The following is a 16,294-nucleotide window of genomic DNA, read 5'->3' on the forward strand; positions in this document are numbered from 1 at the left end:
TATAAATATGGCAAAATTACAGGCACCCGTAATGCTAGTCATCCTAGATGGCTTTGGTATGGGGGACCAAACAGATACGACGAATGCCGTAGTACAAGCAAAACCAAGTTATTTTAATTATTTGTGGGATACGTATCCTCATACAACATTACAAGCTTCAGGTCTTGCAGTCGGTTTGCCAGAAGGGCAAATGGGTAATTCAGAAGTTGGACATCTCAACCTTGGTTCCGGCCGTATTGTATATCAAGACTTAACGCGTATTACGAAGGATGTAGAGAGTGGCGAGTTTTTTCAAAAGCCTGTAATACAAGAGTTATACAAGCATGCTAAGCATGGTAAATTACAAATTATTGGCCTTGTATCTGATGGCAATGTACATTGTTCTTTAGAGCATATTAAGGCCGTAATTGCTGGTGCTAAACATGAAGGCATTAAAGAGGTATATGTGCATGCGCTTCTCGATGGACGCGATGTGCCACCACAATCAGCATTAACCTATCTTAAGGATTTAGAATCCTTTATGTCCGATATAAACTGTGGGAAAATTGCTACTGTAAGTGGCCGTTACTATGGGATGGATCGCGATAACCGGTGGGACCGTGAGGAATTAGCCTATAATGCTATTGTCAATGGTGTTGGTAATAAGGCTAATTCTGCGTGTGACGCCGTTACACAATCCTATAATGATGGCGTTAATGATGAATTTGTAGTGCCTACAGTTATCGATCCAAACGGGATGATTTCTGATGGAGATGCCGTTATATTCTGTAACTTTAGGCCTGATAGAGCTCGTGAATTGACGAAGGCTTTAATATTGCCTGATTTTGAAGGTTTTAAACGAGAACCTATATCTATCTTTATGGCGACAATGACCAAATATGAAGATGGATTACCTGTTCATATCGTCTATGAAAAGGATACGTTACATCATACATTAGGTGAAGTCCTTGCTGATGGAGGCTATCGTCAATTACGTATTGCTGAAACCGAGAAATACGCACATGTAACATATTTCTTTAATGGCGGTAATGAGGTTCCCTTTGAAGGTGAAGACCGCATTCTTGTGCCTTCTCCAGCAGTGGCAACCTACGATTTGCAACCTGAAATGAGTGCTCCTGAGGTAACTGATAAGGTAGTTGACGCTATTCATAGTGGTCAATACGATATGATTATTTTAAATTATGCAAATCCAGATATGGTAGGTCATACAGGAGATTTTAAAGCTGCAGTGAAAGCAATTCAAACTGTGGATGCAGGATTAGAACGTATTGCAAAGGCTATATTAGAGGTTGGAGGACAGCTTTTAGTTACCGCCGATCATGGTAATGCAGAGCAAATGGTCAATCATGAGACTGGAAAACCTCATACAGCCCATACAACGAATGTTGTGCCATTGATTTTAGTGGGAGCTCAAGATATACATAAACAACTTAAATCAGGTAAATTATGTGATATTGCACCGACAATGTTAGCGTTGGCTCATATTGATAAGCCAAGTAATATGACCGGTGAAAGTTTGTTATTAGATTAATTTAGTATATAAATAAGAGGTAGTATTATGGCAGTAATTGAACAAGTCGTAGCTCGTGAAATTTTGGATTCTCGTGGTAATCCTACAGTAGAAGTAGAAGTATGTTTGGAAGATGGTACAATTGCAACAGCTGCAGTTCCTTCTGGTGCATCTACGGGGATGTTTGAAGCAGTAGAACTTCGCGATGGCGATAAAAAACGCTATGGTGGCAAAGGTGTTTTACAAGCTGTAGACAATGTAAATGCTAAAATTGGCCCAGCTATTATCGGCTATGATGCGACTGAACAAGTGGCGATTGATAATTTAATGCTTAAACTTGATGGCACAGATAACAAAGCTAACTTGGGTGCTAATGCAATTTTAGGTGTATCTATGGCTGTAGCACGTGCTGCTGCTGAATCTTTAGATTTGCCTTTGTTCTTATATCTAGGTGGTTTTAATGCTAAAGAACTTCCTGTTCCTATGATGAACATTCTAAATGGTGGTGCTCATGCTGATAATAACGTAGACCTTCAAGAGTTTATGATTATGCCAGTAGGGGCCAAAACATTTAGCGATGCATTGCGTAGCTGTGCAGAAGTATATCATACATTGAAATCCGTGCTTCACGATAAAGGTCTCAGCACTGCTGTAGGCGATGAAGGCGGTTTTGCACCAAACTTGGCATCTAATGAAGAAGCTTTGGAAGTAATCTGCGAAGCTATTAAACGTGCAGGTTATGAACTTGGTACAGATTTTAAATTAGCTCTTGATGTAGCTTCTAGTGAAATCTATAAAGATGGTAAATATCATCTAGAAGGCGAAGGCAAAGTATTGAGCGCTAGCGAAATGGTTGACTTCTATGAATACTTAGTCGATAAATATCCTATCGCATCTATCGAAGATGGCCTTGCAGAAGAAGATTGGGATGGATGGAAAGTATTAACCAAACGCCTTGGTAAGCGTGTTCAACTTGTAGGTGATGATTTATTCGTTACTAATACAAAACGCCTTGAAAAGGGTATCGACCTTGGCGTAGCTAATTCCATTCTTGTAAAAGTAAATCAAATTGGTACATTAACAGAAGCCTTTGACGCTATGGAAACAGCAAAACGCGCTGGCTATACATGCGTAGTATCTCATCGCTCCGGCGAAACAGAAGATACATTTATTGCAGATATTGCAGTAGCTGTTAATGCGGGCCAAATTAAAACAGGTGCTCCTGCTCGTTCTGAACGTGTTGCTAAATATAATCAATTGCTTCGCATTGAAGAAATGTTATATGAAACTGCACAATATAAAGGTGATGCAGTATTCTATAATTTGAAAAAATAGAACAATACATTCTGTTTTAGAATAACATACTAGATAAGAGACTCTTTTGAGTAGTGAAAACTCAAGAGAGTCTCTTTTTTTGTTGTTTTTTGCGTACCTGTACACGCATTGTGGATTTTTTAGAAATAAAGAGGAGTTTTTCTTATTATACAGAATTACATAGTGCAATGAGCAAAGGTGATGTATAAACACACCGCAAGGTATGAAGGAGGGGGTGGCATTGTATGTAGATGTTGCATTGGATTCAATCATCACGTATGCCATTACGATTAGTGCTAGTGATATACATTTTGATCCTATTCCGGATGGTGTACAAGTGCGATTGAGAATTGATGGATTATTAACGGATTATATGTTTATCGATGCTACTGATGCGGATATGATTGTGAACCGCATCAAGGTATTTAGTGGCATGGATATTAGCGAAAAGAGATTGCCTCAAGATGGGCGATGGGAATGGACAGCTAAATCGTATGCTGTCACCATGCGTGTATCTAGTTTGCCTAGTCTATATGGTGAGGCCATTGTGTGTCGTCTAATGGGAAATGAAGGGGTGCATAAAAATTTATTAGAACTGGGTATGTCAGTCGATTTACAGGAGAAGATTACCGCATTACTAAAACGACCCTATGGTCTCATTACCATTTGTGGACCTACGGGAAGTGGTAAAACGGCTACCTTATATGCCATGTTACGCATGTTGAATTTAAAAGAAACAAAACTTATATGTTTAGAGGATCCTGTAGAAGCGGCCATTGATGGAGCTATTCAAATAGGGATTAATGAAAAGATTGGATTTACCTTTTCGAAAGGGTTACGCACTGTATTACGGCAAGATCCTGACTCTATTATGATTGGTGAAATACGAGACCATGAGACGGCACAGCTAGCTGTAAAAGCCGCTTTAACCGGACATCGTGTAATTACCACGGTTCATACGAATACCGCACTAGGTGTTATTGGACGCCTTATTGATATGGGAGTTGAACCATATTTATTACATGCTACGTTAATTGGCTCACTATCGCAGCGTCTTGTAAGACGTATTAATAGCACTACAAATTCTTATCAAGGACGATTAGGTTTGTTTGAATATGTAGAGATACCATCTAGTGATATTGATTGGAATCATGTTGATACATATCTATATGTTTCATTGCAAGATTCGGCGCAGACTGCTATTAATTCGGGCATTACAACAGTAGAGGAGGTACATCGTGCAGGCATCTTATTGTGATTGTGTAGTGACAACCGACTCGATGATAACAATAGAAGATGTAATTTCCCTATCCTTAGAGCATAGTGCTACTGATATACATTTAGAGGTGGGAACACCGATTTATATTCGAGCTGCTAATGGGTTGGAATCTATTTCAAGTATTTGCAGTGTGGATATGATTAAAGATGTATTACAACGATGTGGCGTCACACATGATGAATGGCACTCTGTAGATAATGCTTTCACCAGCAATGGCATTCGAATTCGGGCTCATATTTATAGGGCTAATCATAGAATTTGTGGCACATTGAGACTACTCTGTCATGCTAATTTATCGCTTGATACATCTAAAGATAGTGATGTATTAAAACAAATTTGTGAATATCATGATGGGTTAGTCCTTGTTACAGGCCCTACAGGTAGTGGCAAATCATATACCTTAGCTTGTTGCATAGAATATATAAATAAAACTATGAATAAACACATAATAACGCTAGAAGATCCTGTGGAATATGAGTTCATACCATTGCAGTCAATTATTCATCAGCGCCAACTCGGAATTGATGTGGATTCGATGGCGCATGGGATACGTGATGCCTTACGAGAGGATCCAGATGTCATTATGGTAGGAGAATTGAGAGACCGAGATACGTTAGAGGCCGCATTACATGCTGCGGAAACAGGTCATCTTGTGCTTGCAACCATGCATACACAACGAGCAGTTATGGCCGTGCAACGCATGATATCTTTATTTCCTGGTGAACAACAAGATGAAGTGCGCAGTCAAGTATCACAAGTATTGCGTGCGGTCATATGTCAACGTTTGTTACGATGGGAAACCTCATTTATAACAATACGGGATATTCTGTTAAATACGAATGCAGTGGCAAATCTAATTAGAAATCGAAAGGAACCTCAAATTGTTTCAATCCAAGAAACGCAGGCCCCCATGAAGACATTAGAAATGGCAGTGCGTGATGTAAAAACGCAATATGGATCAGTTCACCAATTACATGCTTTATTGGAACAACAATTATCATAGAGGAATTACATGAATGCTTATGAATATACAGCGATAACAACAGACAAGAAAAGAATACAAGGCTTATTATGGGCCGATTCTGAGGATGAGGTTAGCACTAAACTCAAGTTAGAAGGATATGTCATTTGTAGTATAGCTAGATCCTCTAGCAAATCGGTACGTTGGAATCATAAACAAGTGAGCACCACAGCATATCAACTGGGATTACTGCTACAATCAGGTATTTCCCTTAGGCGTTCGCTAGAACTTTTAATGGATGGCTCGAAAACGATGTTATATCGCTCTTTATACGAGGGTATACAACGAGGCCAACCTTTATCAGAGGCTCTTCGAGAAAAGGGCTTTCCTCCTATAGCCTTGGCATTGCTTGAAAGTGGTGAAATGTCAGGGAATGTTGGGGAAGCTTTGCAGTATATAGCTTCTTATTATGAACGAGAACGAAAATACCAACAAAAGATAGTAAGTGCTATTTCATATCCTCTATTCTTACTGGTGCTTATGAATGTATTTTTCTTGGTTACTATATTATTTATTATTCCATCGTTCACTCGCGTATTTGCTACTATGCATATAGAATTACCATGGATGACAAAAGGTTTATTTGTATTAGGAACTTCCCTTCGAGAACATCCATTACTGTATGTTAGTGGGCATGTGGTTTTTATTGGAATACTCATATATGCTTTTAAACAATCTGCAATTAGATATAGATTTGATAGATGGTTATGGCAGTTGGCTCAACATAATACATTTTTAACATCTCTATATTACACGAATATTTTACATATTTGGTCATTATTGCTAGATTCGGGAATTTCAATTATCAATACTATAGATATTACAAAGCATATATGGCGAAATTCGTATGGTGAATCCTGTAGTAATCAAGTTTATGACATGCTTTGTAAAGGCCATTCTTTTTGTGAAAGTTTAAAATCATCGTCTGTAGGGAACCCATTTATATGGCAAATGGTCGCTGTTGGAGAAGAAAGTGGTGAATTGGTAGCCATGTTGAATCATTGTAGTCACTATTATGAATCGTTGTTAACACAATATATAGCAAGAATGGAGCGCCTTATGGAACCTATACTCCTCACCATTATGGGCGTTGGCATTGCAATCCTCGTTATATCCGTCATGTATCCATTATTTACATCAATATCATCTCTAGGTGGTCAATGAAAGGAGACTTTTTAAAATGCTTATGTATTGTAGAGAACTACTAACTCAATTAGAACGATCGTTTTTTAGATATATTAGTTTGCGTCGCATGCAACGAACTAAACAAGGTGGATTCACATTGGTAGAACTTATGGTGGTGGTAGCGGTTATTGCTATTTTGGCAGCTATTGCAATGCCTCAATTTATGTCCGCTGCCGATAAGGCAAAGAATGCTAAACAAGTGGCAGATATGCAAATCATACGTAATGCGACACAACTCTACATGATTGATAAAAGTTTAGATACGCCACCAACAGTAGAAAAATTATATCAAGAAGGTTACTTAACGGAGCATGTTAAAACTACAAAAGGTAAGGAATATGTTATTACCTATGAACAAGTTGCTGGTAATGCCGGTAAGTCTGTAGTCGTTACGGCCCCTGAAACATAAAGGATTTTGCAATGAAAGGGAGAAAGGAATATATCTGTTTAGTTATATGGATATTGTCAATTGTAATTCCATTAATGTATAGGCATTACACACTATTTGAAATTATATGTTATAGCTTCTTTTCACTATTTCTCGTAATAGGTGCTACCATTGATAAGCTATATTTCATATTACCCGATGAGGGTGCTATCGCTCTTACGATTATAGGTATCCTTTATAGCATCGTTGAACAGCATGCAGTTTTCGACACCTGTGTACATGTTTTGATCATTGCTAGTATCAGTATTGCATTACGCATATTGAGTCGAGGTGGTCTTGGTTGGGGCGATATTAAATGGATGAGTGCTATATCCATATGGCTAACAAATATACAAATTATTGTTATGATTTACGTTTCTTGTTTTGCTAGTATCCTCTATCTCGCCAGCTTATATAGTATTCGTAATACAGGTAGACGGTATATTCCTTTTGGCCCTTTCTTATGCATTGGTGCATGGAGTGCTTTGCATTTTGCTAATGTATGGGAGGCGATATATTGGTCGGTGATAAAACACATTATTGTAATGGCTCTATATTAGTAGAGTGGCTTGTGGCGATTACCATTCTACTATCCTTGATTGGTATAGGCCTAAGTAGTATCGTTACCATACCATCACGTCATGAGTTGAATAGAAGTACTGAAGAAGTCGTATTAGCTATTAAGAAGGTTCAACTATGGGCTATGCTAGGACACCGGGATGATCGGATGGCACAGGGTGAGTTTATTTTAAAGAAACATTCTTATTCAATTCAAGAAGGGCTTATGCAGCATCATGTAGAGATAGAATTACCAGAACATATAGAAAGTGCTCATACTATGAAGCGCGTTTATTTTTCTGCTTATGGATTGCCTTATGATGGGACAGAATTTATTTTACAAGACTTACAAACCGGTGCGATAAATCGCATATGGATCTCTGTACAAACAGGGCGTATTCGGTGGGAATCATTGTGATTATGACATGTGTACAAATAAGAATGTATTCAAACTACAAACATAGATTACGAACAGAACAATCTGGATTTTTATATGGTGATGCACTTATGGCAGTAACTTTAGTATTACTCATATTGCCAATCATACTTTATGTCTTGAGTAGTACCTTATCAATAGTAAAGACTACATATACTCATGACTATATATTGCAGGATTCATTATCTTATATAGAAGCAGGGAAAGCGGTATATGATTCTGGTGGTATACCAACAACAGGTACTATCTCATCATCGAATGGACATAATTTATCCAATATAACATTTACACAAAGTGTTACAGAAGAAGTGGTAAATGGTGTATCTATACTACGATTTATCGTACAAGCTGTTGATAATGGAGTTACTGTTTATGAGATATCTACGTTTCTTGGCTCGAGTCATCATTGAAAATCATAGGATAAAATCATTCAATGGATTTATATTACCATCTCTACTTATTAGCGTTTTGATTAGTTCTTTCGTGATTCTCGTAATCATGACAATATGTATGACGTGTTATATATGGACCGAGCGAATTGATGATAGCCTGGCTATGTTAGAGGATGGCCGTTATACAAGACGGGCTATCGTATCTCATATTATTTGGAATCATTCTATGGTATCCATCAATGATCAGGGAGACCTGTTATCTATCAATGATACAAGCCGTACCGCGTTTACCGTTACTAGAAGGGCCTTATATAGAAAATTAAGTGATGGTAGCTTACAACCCTTGAGTGGAAGCCGCATCATAGGTACTGATGATAAGCGTAAACTAGATGCTACCAAACCATTTTCTATGAATCCTAATAGATTGGTTACTTTTAAATGGTCTATAAATAACCGGTTTAATAGTCAAACAGAGTATGCAAAAGGGTATGGAGGCATAGCAAATTATGAGGTGGCAACGGCGGTATCAACACATTCAGATTGGTTTAAAAAAACGAAGTATCTCTGACTATTCTTCTGGCATGGTTAGCTATGTAGCCATATATATTATGCTCATTTTATTAGTACTTATTTTAGGAATGAATAGGCTTGCGACCCTGTCACTAAGTAATACAACGGATGAAATGAGACTTATTGCATCTCATTATGCAGCAGAGCGTGGTGCACGATGGTTCGTTACGTATTGCAATAACGGTGGCCGTTGGGATTATAGCGAGGCTATTGATGTGGAAAAAAACGATACTATCTATATATATATTAAGGCAGATCCAAAGGTTACTAATCCAAAACATGTGATGAGTTGTGCTGTATTAGATGGTGTATCAAGTCGTGTTCACATATATGTAAAAGAAAAAGAAAATCATACATTAGAGGTTATTAGTGTAAAACCATATTAAGGAGGACATCACTATGAAAGAGAAAAAACAGATACATACAGGGCTTTGTATTACGGATGATAGAATTGTTGCCATTACAGCACATATTGAAAATAAAACAATGATTATTACTGATGCAATGGAGATGAAACGGTCTAGCACAATTGATGAAGATATAGCTGAATTTATTAATACATATGATCTAGAAGAGGGTGAATATAGTATTGTTGCTTGTATACCTACGGAAATGACGATGGCTAGTTTTGATCCTCATGATTTTGATGTAAAGGAGTTTATAAAGTGGAATATAGAAGACACATTTAATTTTGGAGAACATGAATTTGAACTTGATGCTTGTCGTAGAGAGTATCCACGACATAATTATTATTTGTTTTTAGCCGCCGTAGACCGGCATGAACTTGAATTACTACGCCAAGGTATACGTGATACATGTGCACCTGTCGATACTATTGATTGTTGGCCATTACCAGTTACGTATGGATTGATGCATAGAACAGGAACGGTTACGGGTATTGTAGAACCAGCCGGTATGCATTTATGGGCTTGGTGGAAGGATACTTGTGTGAAGGAATGTATTGTAAAGATAAATGGTGCAGATATTAGTTCCGCATTGATTGAAATGGAAGAAATGTTGCAGCGATTTGGCGTAGAAGAAATTCAAGGTATACATTTTTATAATATTGATGATTTAAATGAAGAGCAGCGTATCGATATAAGCGCATTACAAGAGGTATACGGAAATACCGAATATATACCTATGATGTTTCTTGGACGAGGTCGCACGCGTTGTACATTAGGTGAATTAGATTGGGATATGGCGATTGGAATGGCTACGCGGGGGTTACGGTGGATTGGACAAGGATGGTAATGAAAGATTAATAAATTTTATGCCCCGTTCATTACGATGGTATATTTGGCTATGTAAATATAAGTTGTATATATACGCTACTGCAGGAGTGATTATATTACTCAGTGCTTTTTGTCTTGGTATGGGGGTCTATTCTTATAAAACTTATACTGAACAGGTAGCGAAGTACGAACAAATACAGATGGATGAACAATCCAAGCAAATACGGGATCAATATCATGCTATGGAGGATACCATGTCGCGGTTATTACAACATGGCGCACAATTAGACAATCAATATTGTCTTGTTACATTATTGGATGGAGCTATGTCAACAAGAGGAACTATTACGTTACGACATATAGAATTTTCTGATGGAGGATTTACTGTTGATGGTGATGCAACAAATGATGAAGCGTATCATTCGTATGTTCAATATATTCAAGCTCATATGAAACAGGTGATTTGTGATGGGAAACAACAAGTGGAAAAAGCAGATGGACCTTGTTCATTCCATTTGGATGGACATACAAAACAGCATGACACCAAACCTAAGGAGGATATTCCTAGCGTGTAGTATAAGCATTATGATTGCTTTTTCTTCATTATGGATATATAGATACTATACAGAGCAATGCGAAGCAGTGGTAGAGAACATTGAATATTACCAATTGGAAACTACAGTAAAACAGCAGTTTTTATCTTCTCATACATATGAGTTGATTTCATCCTTATTGCTGCATGAATATTGGGTAGATGATATATATCAAAGTATAAATAGAGAACCTTTAATTATAACGCGTAGTTCTCATCATGATGATGTATTAGATCTTACTCTGGTTGGAACCAGTCAGTCCTTTTTATCTTGGTATAATATGGTGCAACAGAAGATAAAGTATTGTCATATACATATTATTTCTATTGATACAAAAGGAGATAGTATATTCTTTACATGCAAGGTTACACCATTAGTGATGTAAAGAAAATGAACATACAATAATGAGTAATAATTCTCATTATTGTATGTTCATTTTTGTTTTTATGCCAATTTTATAGTAAAATAAATTTTAACGTAAGAATAAGGGGCAATAGTAACATGATAGTAAAACGAAATATTATTCTCATTGGGTCCATGGGAAGTGGAAAAAGCCATTTTGGACGTAATCTAGCAGATTTAAAAGGATGGCAATTCGTGGATACCGATCGAGTATTGGAAGGTCGTTTTGGGTTGCCCATTGCAGAAATTTATAAAAAGATTGGCGAAAAAGCATTTCGTCGTGCTGAATTAGAGGTTCTAAAAAAAGTTTCCCTATATCACGAGGCGGTTATTAGTGTAGGTGGAAATTTTCCTATAGAGCATAGAACGCTTAGATCGCTTAAGAAATTTTCTTTTATTATAGGTATACGAGCGGCACAATACCGAATTGTAAGCCGCGTCAATCGTCGTGTGGGCAAACGGCCAACGATGGATTATACCAATGTTTCTGCCTTTGTTCATAATATGATTCAGGCATGGAAGCCAGTATATAAACAGTGTGATTATGTATTGGATACGACTAATGGACGTACCTATGATTTTATGAAAGCAATTGAGCGTCAATTGGATGCTATAGGTGTTCAATTTAAGGCGCGAAGACAACCCAAAACAACTGAAATTGTGTCTAAAGACATACAAGCTGAACCAAAGCAGCAGAAGGGAAATAGACATGAAAAAAATAGCATTACTAACAAGCGGCGGAGACGCACCAGGAATGAACGCAGCCATTCGCGCCATCACAAGAAAAGCAATCCATGAGGGCCTTAGCGTATATGGTATAGAACGAGGATTTGAGGGCATTATTAATAGTGAAATAAGGCCTTTACACGCTCGTGATGTGGGCGGTATTATTACCACTGGCGGTACAATTCTTAGAACGGCTCGCTATCCAGAGTTTAAAAATTTAGATGTGCAGCAACGAGCCTATCGAATATTACAAGATTTTGGTATCGATCATTTAATCGTTATTGGCGGTGATGGATCACAAGCTGGTGCAGAGGCTCTGATGCGGCTCGGTCAATCTACTATAACCATTCCTTGTACCATAGATAACGATATGAATGGCACTCAATATACGATTGGTTTTGACACCGCACTTAATACTGTAGTTGATGCGGTAGGACGTATTCGCGATACATCAAACTCTCATGAACGAGTGGCTATAATCGAAGTTATGGGGCGTCATGCGGGACACATTGCATTACAAGCTGGGTTGGCGAGTGGTGCAGAGCTTGTATTAGTACCTGAATACCCAATGCCATTAGATGAGGTATGTGAACATATTAATAAGACTCATCAGTTAGGTAAAGAATATAGTATTATACTCGTTGCTGAAGGGGCCTACTCTAGTGGTGAGGTTAAAGAGTATATTAAACAACATACATACTTTGATCCGAGTTTAACAGTTCTAGGCTATTTACAACGCGGCGGTGCACCATCCGCATTAGATGCCATTTTAGCTGCTCGTATGAGTGAATTGGCAGTGGATTGCTTAGTACGTGGAGAGCATAATTGTATTACTGGGTATGTTGATGGTCAGATTCGAGCTATACCCTATGAAAACGCTAAAACAATGAAGTTTGGCATTGATAAAAGTCAGTATGAATTAATCTCTATATTGAGTCATTAATGTAAAATTATATTGTATAAACGATAATTTTTTAGTACAATGTAATGCAAGAAAATGGAATGACTCATTTATTAAGGAGTATATATGAAAGAATTATTTCAGAAGCACCGTAAACGTATTATTGGTGGTGTTATTGCTATCTGTTTATTAGGTGGTGGTGGCTATTATTATGTTCATACAAATGATAGTGCACAGACCCAGCAGAAATATACCACAGGTAGGGTTGAAAAGGGCGATGTAAAGACTAGTATTAGTGCTACGGGTACCATTAATCCTGTTAATTATGTGGACGTATCTACTAATGTAGCGGGTAAACTTGAAAAGGTATTGGTCAAGGAAAATGATCATGTTACGCAAGGTCAAATTATCGCCTATATTGATACACGACAATTACAAGCTCAGGTCGATAATGCAAAGGCTGCTCTTGATAAAGCACGCTTAGATATGAATCGTTATAAAGCGCTAATCGATCAAAATGCCGTAGCAGCGCAAACTTATGATGATGCTGTGACCGCATATGAACAAGCTCAATCTACATATGATAGAGTATCTGCTGACTTAAGTGATGCTACTATTACTGCACCTATGTCGGGTACCGTAGTAGGGACACCTCTTAAGGCAGGCCAAACGATTAGTACCGGTATTTCGACACAGATGATCATTGCGACTATTGCAGATTTGTCTGATTTAGAAATTTATTTGACAGTTGATGAAACTGATATTGGCAATGTAAAAAATGGATCTAAGGTAGAGTTTACAGTTGATTCTAAACCAGGTCAAACTTTCACAGGCTATGTATCTGAAATTGCAAAGGGCACTAAAGGGAATATGGGTGTTACAAGTAATAGCGTAGTGTACTATACTGTGAAAGTATCGATTCCAGCCGATATTTCCTCGAATTTCTTGCCATCTATGACCGCACGTGCCACAATTTTTGGCGATGATATTAAGAATACCCTTGTTGTACCATTAACAGCGGTACGTACTGATAAACAAGGTGAATATGTATATGTCATCAAAGATGGTCAACCTGTTAGAACTGCTGTATCTACAGGTGTAACGGGTGATACAAACGTTCAAATCTTAAGTGGCGTTTCTGAAGGTGATGAAATTATTGTTAGTGGTGATGTAACGAGCCCTAAGAATAACTCTCATGGACCATTTTAAGCGTAGGTGAACTATGAATCAGTCAGTTATTGATATTCAAGGTATAACAAAGACCTATGTAAATGGTAAGTTAACGGTTCCCGTTCTACATGGTATAGATTTACAGGTGCAAAAAGGAGATTTCGTGTCTATCATGGGGCCTTCTGGTTCAGGTAAGTCTACCTTTATGAACATTTTAGGTTGCTTAGATAGACCTACATCGGGATCCTATCGCTTGAATGGTAATGAAGTAGCTAATCTCAGTGATGATGAGTTAGCGTACGTACGTAACAAAGAAATTGGCTTTGTATTTCAAAGCTTTAATCTATTAACGAAATTAACGGCTATTGAAAATGTGGCCTTGCCCATGGTGTATGCAGGCATCGATAAAAAAACACGTACTGCTCGTGCAGAGGCTTTGCTTACATCTGTAGGCTTGGGTGACCGTATGGATCACTTACCGGCAGAACTATCTGGTGGTCAACGTCAACGTGTGGCGATTGCTCGTGCATTGGCCAATGACCCTGCTATCATCATGGCCGATGAACCGACAGGGAATTTGGATTCGAAATCGACGATTGATGTTATGAACATCTTTAGAGGCCTTTATGATGAAGGTCGTACCATAATTCTTGTTACTCATGAACCTGAAATTGCAACCTATGCAAGTCGCAATGTAGTGTTACGGGATGGATTAATTGTAGAAGACAAGAAGAACTTAAATATGACTCCTGTTCAGGAGGTGACACATGTATAAAGAAAGTTTCTTAATGGCCTGGGCATCGTTGATTGCCAATAAAATGAGATCCATTTTAACGATGCTAGGTATTATTATTGGTGTAGCTGCTGTTATTGCCCTTGTGTCAATTGGGAATGGTGTAAAGCAGGATATTCAGAACTCCATTTCTAGTTTAGGTTCCAATCTATTGATGGTTATGCCTGGTGCTCCACGTACACCGGGTGTGCGTCCATCGCAAGGGTCAATGAAATCCTTGAAGGTTTCTGATTATCAAGCTATTAGCAAATTAGATGGCGTCAAGGCAGCAAGTCCATATACAGCTAATTCTTATGTAACTATATACCAAAGTAAGAACTGGACTACTACTGTTAGTGGTGTAAGTAGTAACTTTCAAGATGTAAATAATTGGACCATGGCTGAAGGTCGATTTATATCTAGCAAGAATGTAGAAAATCGTGAACGCGTAGCTGTTGTGGGACAAACCGTAGTTAAGAACTTATTTGCTGGTGAGGACCCAGTGGGTAAGGAAATTCGTGTTAAAAATATTCCGTTCCGAGTTATCGGTGTTCTTAACAGTAAAGGGAATGGTACTATGGGGAATGACCAAGATGATGTCATTTTTATTCCCTATACAACGGCTATGGAACGTGTAGAAGGTGTTGACTATCTTCGTATGGTCTACGTCGTTGCTAGTGACGATAATGGTATTGACCGTTTACAATCGGATATAGAAAATCTATTGCGCGTTCGTCATAGCATTAAGGATACAAACCTTGATGACTTCAACATTCAGAATATGAAATCGATTATGGAAACGATGGAGCAAACCACAGGAACCTTGACCTTGTTCTTAGGTGCTGTAGCTGCTATTTCTCTTGTTGTAGGCGGCATTGGGATTATGAATATCATGCTCGTTTCCGTTACCGAACGGACTCGTGAAATTGGTATTCGTAAGGCCTTAGGTGCTACATACTTTGTCATTGTTACACAATTCTTAATCGAAGCTGTTGTAATCAGTCTTATGGGCGGTCTCATAGGCATTGCCCTCGGTATAGGTGCGTCAAAACTGATAGGATTGGCATCTGGTATGAGTACAGTTATTTCGGTACCTACTATCGTGTTATCCTTTGCATTCTCCATGGCTATCGGTTTGGTTTTTGGCATTTATCCTGCGCGAAAAGCGGCTAAATTAAATCCAATTGATGCGTTACACTATGAATAGTATTGGTAGATGCGGATATTTGGGCAATCTCACATTTATATAATGTAATAGACATATTCGCATACAGTGCGTTGCATGATACAATTAAGTATGATGTAACGCACTATTTTTAATTTAGTGAGGAAATTATGGCAACAACATTATTGGAATATTTTAATGAATTACGTACACAGAATCCTTTTTCTTGGGTGAAAGATTCAGAGGTTACCGTAGTAGAACCTGGTCATGCAGAAATGACCTTGCAAACCAATGAAACAGAATATTGTAATTTTAGAGGTAATTTACATGGTGCCGTTTGTATCGGCTTTGCTGATAGTGTGATGGGTTCTGCATGCTTTACCTTAGGAAAATCGGTAAATACCATCGATATTAGTGGTAATTATGTGAAAGCTGTTAAAGGTGGAACTATGTTGCGTGGTGTAGCAAATGTAGAACATAATGGGCGAACTACTATGGTGGCTACGGCACGTATTTACAATGAACTAGGTGAACTTGTTCATCTTGCAAGAGGAACCTTTTTTGTATTAGAAGAGCGTCCTTTGCCTGATTTACCTTGGCGATTCATTGAAGAAGATGACCCAAATTTGATATAATGA

The 16,294-nt window shown here is 38.0% G+C and carries 20 protein-coding genes; all 20 read left to right on the top strand.

All coding sequences use genetic code 11. From position 1 onward, the window contains the following. The first annotated feature begins 7 nt into the window (after positions 1-7). The 20 genes from gpmI to HMPREF1151_RS03725 all read left to right on the top strand — a co-directional run bounded on the left by gpmI (position 8) and on the right by HMPREF1151_RS03725 (position 16,291). Positions 8-1,531 carry a 2,3-bisphosphoglycerate-independent phosphoglycerate mutase gene (gene gpmI / locus HMPREF1151_RS03630; protein WP_009661304.1) on the top strand — a complete coding sequence of 508 codons (1,524 nt, stop codon included), beginning with the start codon at positions 8-10 and terminating at the stop codon, positions 1,529-1,531. 27 nt (positions 1,532-1,558) lie between these two features. Continuing rightward, complete coding sequence (gene eno, locus HMPREF1151_RS03635) at positions 1,559-2,845, top strand: phosphopyruvate hydratase (protein WP_009661124.1); 1,287 nt, start codon at positions 1,559-1,561, stop codon at positions 2,843-2,845. Between the two features lie 220 nt (positions 2,846-3,065). After that, the gene (locus tag HMPREF1151_RS03640) at positions 3,066-4,082 is read left to right on the top strand and encodes a GspE/PulE family protein (protein ID WP_009661045.1); all 1,017 of its coding nucleotides are present in this window, start codon (positions 3,066-3,068) and stop codon (positions 4,080-4,082) included. Between the two features lie 22 nt (positions 4,083-4,104). Beyond that, on the top strand, positions 4,105-5,106 hold the full coding sequence (locus tag HMPREF1151_RS03645; RefSeq protein WP_005379255.1) for a type IV pilus twitching motility protein PilT: 1,002 nt from the start codon (positions 4,105-4,107) through the stop codon (positions 5,104-5,106). A gap of 9 nt (positions 5,107-5,115) precedes the next feature. Continuing rightward, a complete protein-coding gene (locus HMPREF1151_RS03650) occupies positions 5,116-6,288 on the top strand; it encodes a type II secretion system F family protein (protein ID WP_005376092.1) in 1,173 nt (390 codons plus the stop codon). A gap of 16 nt (positions 6,289-6,304) precedes the next feature. After that, on the top strand, positions 6,305-6,718 hold the full coding sequence (locus HMPREF1151_RS03655; protein ID WP_005376366.1) for a competence type IV pilus major pilin ComGC: 414 nt from the start codon (positions 6,305-6,307) through the stop codon (positions 6,716-6,718). Positions 6,719-6,792: 74 nt separating this feature from the next. Further along, positions 6,793-7,296 carry a prepilin peptidase gene (locus HMPREF1151_RS03660; protein ID WP_232198015.1) on the top strand — a complete coding sequence of 168 codons (504 nt, stop codon included), beginning with the start codon at positions 6,793-6,795 and terminating at the stop codon, positions 7,294-7,296. Then, positions 7,254-7,712, top strand: a complete 459-nt coding sequence (locus HMPREF1151_RS03665; RefSeq protein ID WP_009661084.1) for a hypothetical protein — start codon at positions 7,254-7,256, stop codon at positions 7,710-7,712. Before HMPREF1151_RS03660 ends, HMPREF1151_RS03665 begins: the two co-directional genes overlap by 43 nt. 89 nt (positions 7,713-7,801) lie before the next feature. Next, positions 7,802-8,140: a hypothetical protein gene (locus HMPREF1151_RS03670; RefSeq protein ID WP_009661317.1), complete on the top strand. Its 339-nt coding sequence runs from the start codon at positions 7,802-7,804 to the stop codon at positions 8,138-8,140. Positions 8,141-8,285: 145 nt separating this feature from the next. Further along, on the top strand, positions 8,286-8,690 hold the full coding sequence (locus tag HMPREF1151_RS03675) for a hypothetical protein (RefSeq protein ID WP_232198008.1): 405 nt from the start codon (positions 8,286-8,288) through the stop codon (positions 8,688-8,690). Further along, on the top strand, positions 8,629-9,078 hold the full coding sequence (locus tag HMPREF1151_RS09910; protein ID WP_232198009.1) for a hypothetical protein: 450 nt from the start codon (positions 8,629-8,631) through the stop codon (positions 9,076-9,078). Before HMPREF1151_RS03675 ends, HMPREF1151_RS09910 begins: the two co-directional genes overlap by 62 nt. A 13-nt stretch (positions 9,079-9,091) precedes the next feature. Further along, positions 9,092-9,946, top strand: a complete 855-nt coding sequence (locus HMPREF1151_RS03685) for a hypothetical protein (protein WP_009661200.1) — start codon at positions 9,092-9,094, stop codon at positions 9,944-9,946. A gap of 121 nt (positions 9,947-10,067) precedes the next feature. Further along, positions 10,068-10,502, top strand: a complete 435-nt coding sequence (locus HMPREF1151_RS03690) for a hypothetical protein (RefSeq protein WP_232198010.1) — start codon at positions 10,068-10,070, stop codon at positions 10,500-10,502. Between the two features lie 10 nt (positions 10,503-10,512). After that, on the top strand, positions 10,513-10,905 hold the full coding sequence (locus HMPREF1151_RS09820; protein ID WP_009661078.1) for a hypothetical protein: 393 nt from the start codon (positions 10,513-10,515) through the stop codon (positions 10,903-10,905). A gap of 116 nt (positions 10,906-11,021) precedes the next feature. Further along, the gene (locus HMPREF1151_RS03700; RefSeq protein ID WP_005376271.1) at positions 11,022-11,720 is read left to right on the top strand and encodes a shikimate kinase; all 699 of its coding nucleotides are present in this window, start codon (positions 11,022-11,024) and stop codon (positions 11,718-11,720) included. Continuing rightward, on the top strand, positions 11,677-12,591 hold the full coding sequence (locus tag HMPREF1151_RS03705; RefSeq protein ID WP_009661267.1) for an ATP-dependent 6-phosphofructokinase: 915 nt from the start codon (positions 11,677-11,679) through the stop codon (positions 12,589-12,591). The genes HMPREF1151_RS03700 and HMPREF1151_RS03705 overlap by 44 nt, the downstream gene beginning before the upstream one ends. 84 nt (positions 12,592-12,675) lie before the next feature. Continuing rightward, entirely contained in the window at positions 12,676-13,758 is a 1,083-nt protein-coding gene (locus tag HMPREF1151_RS03710) for an efflux RND transporter periplasmic adaptor subunit (RefSeq protein ID WP_005376069.1), read from the top strand. Positions 13,759-13,771: 13 nt separating this feature from the next. Further along, on the top strand, positions 13,772-14,494 hold the full coding sequence (locus HMPREF1151_RS03715; protein ID WP_009661135.1) for an ABC transporter ATP-binding protein: 723 nt from the start codon (positions 13,772-13,774) through the stop codon (positions 14,492-14,494). After that, the gene (locus HMPREF1151_RS03720; protein ID WP_005376250.1) at positions 14,487-15,698 is read left to right on the top strand and encodes an ABC transporter permease; all 1,212 of its coding nucleotides are present in this window, start codon (positions 14,487-14,489) and stop codon (positions 15,696-15,698) included. The genes HMPREF1151_RS03715 and HMPREF1151_RS03720 overlap by 8 nt, the downstream gene beginning before the upstream one ends. 128 nt (positions 15,699-15,826) lie before the next feature. Next, entirely contained in the window at positions 15,827-16,291 is a 465-nt protein-coding gene (locus tag HMPREF1151_RS03725; RefSeq protein WP_005376322.1) for a PaaI family thioesterase, read from the top strand. The last annotated feature ends 3 nt before the right edge of the window (positions 16,292-16,294 follow it).

The sequence above is a fragment of the Veillonella sp. ACP1 genome (genome assembly GCF_000286635.1).
Lineage (GTDB): Bacteria > Bacillota > Negativicutes > Veillonellales > Veillonellaceae > Veillonella > Veillonella atypica.

What these genes read in the sequence shown, in the direction of transcription:
- gpmI (WP_009661304.1), top strand. Translation starts at nt 8, where the DNA reads ATGGCAAAATTACAGGCACCCGTAATGCTAGTCATCCTAGATGGCTTT.
- eno (WP_009661124.1), top strand. Translation starts at nt 1,559, where the DNA reads ATGGCAGTAATTGAACAAGTCGTAGCTCGTGAAATTTTGGATTCTCGT.
- HMPREF1151_RS03645 (WP_005379255.1), top strand. Translation starts at nt 4,105, where the DNA reads ATGATAACAATAGAAGATGTAATTTCCCTATCCTTAGAGCATAGTGCT.
- HMPREF1151_RS03650 (WP_005376092.1), top strand. Translation starts at nt 5,116, where the DNA reads ATGAATGCTTATGAATATACAGCGATAACAACAGACAAGAAAAGAATA.
- HMPREF1151_RS03655 (WP_005376366.1), top strand. Translation starts at nt 6,305, where the DNA reads ATGCTTATGTATTGTAGAGAACTACTAACTCAATTAGAACGATCGTTT.
- HMPREF1151_RS03660 (WP_232198015.1), top strand. Translation starts at nt 6,793, where the DNA reads ATGTATAGGCATTACACACTATTTGAAATTATATGTTATAGCTTCTTT.
- HMPREF1151_RS03670 (WP_009661317.1), top strand. Translation starts at nt 7,802, where the DNA reads ATGGCAGTAACTTTAGTATTACTCATATTGCCAATCATACTTTATGTC.
- HMPREF1151_RS03675 (WP_232198008.1), top strand. Translation starts at nt 8,286, where the DNA reads ATGTTAGAGGATGGCCGTTATACAAGACGGGCTATCGTATCTCATATT.
- HMPREF1151_RS09910 (WP_232198009.1), top strand. Translation starts at nt 8,629, where the DNA reads ATGAGGTGGCAACGGCGGTATCAACACATTCAGATTGGTTTAAAAAAA.
- HMPREF1151_RS03685 (WP_009661200.1), top strand. Translation starts at nt 9,092, where the DNA reads ATGAAAGAGAAAAAACAGATACATACAGGGCTTTGTATTACGGATGAT.
- HMPREF1151_RS03690 (WP_232198010.1), top strand. Translation starts at nt 10,068, where the DNA reads ATGGGGGTCTATTCTTATAAAACTTATACTGAACAGGTAGCGAAGTAC.
- HMPREF1151_RS09820 (WP_009661078.1), top strand. Translation starts at nt 10,513, where the DNA reads ATGATTGCTTTTTCTTCATTATGGATATATAGATACTATACAGAGCAA.
- HMPREF1151_RS03700 (WP_005376271.1), top strand. Translation starts at nt 11,022, where the DNA reads ATGATAGTAAAACGAAATATTATTCTCATTGGGTCCATGGGAAGTGGA.
- HMPREF1151_RS03705 (WP_009661267.1), top strand. Translation starts at nt 11,677, where the DNA reads ATGAACGCAGCCATTCGCGCCATCACAAGAAAAGCAATCCATGAGGGC.
- HMPREF1151_RS03710 (WP_005376069.1), top strand. Translation starts at nt 12,676, where the DNA reads ATGAAAGAATTATTTCAGAAGCACCGTAAACGTATTATTGGTGGTGTT.
- HMPREF1151_RS03715 (WP_009661135.1), top strand. Translation starts at nt 13,772, where the DNA reads ATGAATCAGTCAGTTATTGATATTCAAGGTATAACAAAGACCTATGTA.
- HMPREF1151_RS03720 (WP_005376250.1), top strand. Translation starts at nt 14,487, where the DNA reads ATGTATAAAGAAAGTTTCTTAATGGCCTGGGCATCGTTGATTGCCAAT.
- HMPREF1151_RS03725 (WP_005376322.1), top strand. Translation starts at nt 15,827, where the DNA reads ATGGCAACAACATTATTGGAATATTTTAATGAATTACGTACACAGAAT.